The 3271-nt window shown below is 63.8% G+C and carries 3 protein-coding genes; 1 reads left to right on the top strand and 2 read right to left on the bottom strand.

Annotated elements, in window-relative coordinates; translation table 11 throughout:
• The coding region (locus ON45_RS17720; RefSeq protein WP_040495631.1) for a P-II family nitrogen regulator at positions 1–137 on the bottom strand (137 nt) is incomplete at its 3' end.
• 30 nt (positions 138–167) lie between these two features.
• A complete protein-coding gene (locus tag ON45_RS17715; RefSeq protein ID WP_085946565.1) occupies positions 168–1436 on the bottom strand; it encodes an ammonium transporter in 1269 nt (422 codons plus the stop codon).
• A gap of 540 nt (positions 1437–1976) precedes the next feature.
• Between ON45_RS17715 and ON45_RS17710 the strand changes: the two genes are divergently transcribed.
• Positions 1977–3221 carry an acyl-CoA dehydrogenase family protein gene (locus ON45_RS17710; RefSeq protein WP_040495630.1) on the top strand — a complete coding sequence of 415 codons (1245 nt, stop codon included), beginning with the start codon at positions 1977–1979 and terminating at the stop codon, positions 3219–3221.
• Positions 3222–3271 lie beyond the last annotated feature (50 nt).

Below are 3271 nucleotides of genomic sequence, written 5' to 3'. Positions count from 1 at the left end.
TAGGTCTCGGTGTGGCCGCCCTGGCGACCGAAGCCGCGGACTTCGCTCACGGTGATGCCGGTGATCCCGGCGTCCTTGAGAGCGTCTTTGACGTCATCGAGCTTGAACGGCTTGATGACTGCAGTGATGAGTTTCATGTGAGTTCTCTCTTTCTTTCAGTCAGTCGTTCAGGCGTAGGTGATGTCGCTGGAGTAGCCGGCCATGCCGTGCTCGGGCACGTCGAGTCCTTCGATTTCTTCTTCTTCGCTCACCCGGAGGCCGATCGTCGCCTTGAGGGCGCCGAACACGAGGAATGACATGACGCCGACCCAAGCGAGGATGATGAGGATCATGATCGCCTGCACGGCGAGCTGCTCGAAGCCGCCGCCGTAGAACAGGCCGGCGTCCTCACGACCGAGGAAGGCATCGTCGTAGCGAGCGAAGAGTCCGATCGACAGGACGCCCCAGGCGCCGACGACGCCGTGGACGCTGATGGCGCCGACCGGGTCGTCGATCTTGACCTTGTCGAAGAAGGCGACCGCGAAGACCACGATCACACCGCCGATGGCGCCGATCACGATGGACATGACCGGGGTGACCGCTCCACACGGACCGGTGATGGCCACGAGGCCGGCGAGCACACCGTTGCCGATGAACGCGACGTCGGGCTTGCCGTCCTTGAGCCACACGACCGCGGTCGTGGCGAGTCCGCCGGCTGCGGCGGCGAGCATCGTGTTGAGAGCGATGCCCGTCACGAGGTTGTCCGCTGCGAGCTCCGAGCCCGGGTTGAACCCGAACCAGCCGAGCCACAGGATGAACACACCGAGGATGGCGAACGGAATGTTGTGGCCGGGGATCGCTCGGGGCGTTCCATCGGCAGCAAACTTGCCCTTGCGGGCTCCGACGAGGAACGCGCCAACGGCTGCAGCAATGCCGCCGGTCATGTGGACGACCCCGGAGCCGGCGAAGTCGGAGTAGACCGCGTCGCCGATGTTGATCTGGGCGATGAGTCCGCCACCCCAGGTGAAGTGGACGACCACCGGGTAGATGACCGCGCACATGATCGCACCGAAGATCAGGTACGACACGAACTTCGTGCGCTCGGCCATGGCTCCGGAACAGATCGTCACCGCAGTGGCAGCGAACACGGCCTGGAAGAAGAAGAACGTGCCGTGCGAGAGGTTGATGACCCCGCTGCCGCCCATCTCGTTCAGGTCGCCGAGGCCGTTCAGGAAGAAACCTGTGTCGCCGAAGAAGTCGTTGCCGCCGCCGAACGCCAGGGCGTAGCCGGTGCAGAAGAAGGCGAGGATGCCGATGATCGCGTCTGCCATGTTCTTGGCGAAGATGTTGACGACGTTCTTGGCCCTCGTGAGCCCGGCTTCGACGAGTGCGAAGCCGGCCTGCATGAAGAAGACCAAGCAGCCTGCGATGAAGACCCAGATGTTGTCGAGGACCATCTGGACCTCGGTTGCCTCCTGGGCGAAGCCCACGGATGGAGCGATCGCGAGCAATGCGACCACACCTCCCAGGCCGGAAATGATTCGAAGCGCTCGTGTGCGCACGGTTGTCCTCCAATGAAAAGTGATACGGGATGAACCGGGGTGCCACGCTGCCGCCCAGGAACGGAAGCGAAAGCTAGGAGGTCACGATTTCTCGTTGGTCGCCGTCGGGTTTCGGCTCCGTGAACGCTCGTCACGGGCGCATGTGGCGCGTGTTTCCAGCAGATGAACGCACCTGGTCAACCCCGGGTTCCTGTCGGAAAACTTGGACGATCGACTCGCTCCTGCGGGGGGATTTCGTCAGCTCGAGGGGGGTGAACGACGAAGAGGGGGATTGCTGTGCAGGAGCGAATCGACCGTGCTGAGCAAGCTACGGGTCCTCTCTTTCCGATGCATGAGCGGAGTGTGAACGAGTGATGAATGGCGGTGTGACGATCGCCTCGTCACGGACTGCGCCACATTGCTTGCGCGGATCGACCACCTGCCACACTGTTTCCCATGGATCTGACCTACCCCAATGAAGCCGAGGAGTTCCGGACCGAGATCCGCGGCTGGCTCGAGGAGAACCTGCCCGACGGGTGGTTCGACGACGATTTCGAGATGACCGACGAAGAACGCGCGGAGTTCAACTCGACGTGGCCGCAGAAGCTCTTCGAGGGTGGTTGGATCTGCGCGACCTGGCCCGCCGAGTACGGCGGCAAGGGGCTCACCACGATGCAGGGCGTCGCCCTGTCGGAGGAGTTCGCGCGGGCCAAGGCGCCGATGCGCGGCGACTTCTTCGGCGACACGCTCGTCGGTCCGACGATCCTCCAGTGGGGGAGCGAGGAACAGAAGAAGGAGTTCCTCCCCGGCATCTTGAAGGGCGAGACCCGGTGGTGTCAGGGATTCTCCGAGCCGAACTCGGGGTCCGACCTCGCTTCGCTCAAGACGTCGGCGGTGCTCGACGGCGACGAGTGGGTCATCAACGGCCAGAAGGTGTGGACGACCGGTGGCCACCACGCGGACTACTGCTTCCTGCTCACCCGGACCGATCCGGACGTGAAGAAGCACGCCGGGATCACCTACATGCTCGTGCCGATGCGCCAGGACGGCATCGAAGTGCGCGGAATCGTCCAGCCCGACGGCACCGCCGAGTTCTGCGAGGTCTTCTTCGACAACGCCCGCTGTCCGAAGGACGCCGTCGTCGGAGGCGTGAACAACGGCTGGAAGGTCGCGAACTCGACGCTCGCGTTCGAGCGCGGCCTGTCGGCGACGACGGGCTGGCGCCGCTTCGCCGAGGAGTACCGCCTCATGACGGAGGCGGCCACAGCGAACGGCACGATCGACGAGCCCACGATCCGTCAGCGACTGATGGAGTACTACACCAAGATCCAGATCCTGCGGATCAACGGCTTGCGGAACCTCACCTCCACGCTCAACGAGTCCAAGGACATGGGCACGATCGCGCTCGGAGCGACGAACAAGATGTTCTGGTCCGAGATGCACAAGGCGGCCATGGAGTTGGCGCTCGACATCTACGGCGCCGACGCCATGCTGATCGACAGCGGCCCTGAAGCCGGCAGCTGGCCCGGTGCGACTCGCGACAAGCGGCGCGAGGGCTATCCCGTCAGTCCGATGATGTCGTCGTTCTTCTTCTCGCGTTCCGAGACGATCTGGGGCGGCACGAGCCAGATCCAGCGCAACATCGTCGGCGAACGCGTCCTCGGTCTCCCCAAGGAACCCAAACCCCCCACCGGCGACTGACCACCACGACTCTGATTCCGTTCTCGTGAACAGTTCTGGCGCTCCGTGCG

Origin of the sequence: Ilumatobacter nonamiensis YM16-303 (assembly GCF_000350145.1) — a bacterium.
Taxonomy (GTDB): domain Bacteria; phylum Actinomycetota; class Acidimicrobiia; order Acidimicrobiales; family Ilumatobacteraceae; genus Ilumatobacter_A; species Ilumatobacter_A nonamiensis.
This window is presented reverse-complemented; position numbering and strand designations above follow the sequence as displayed.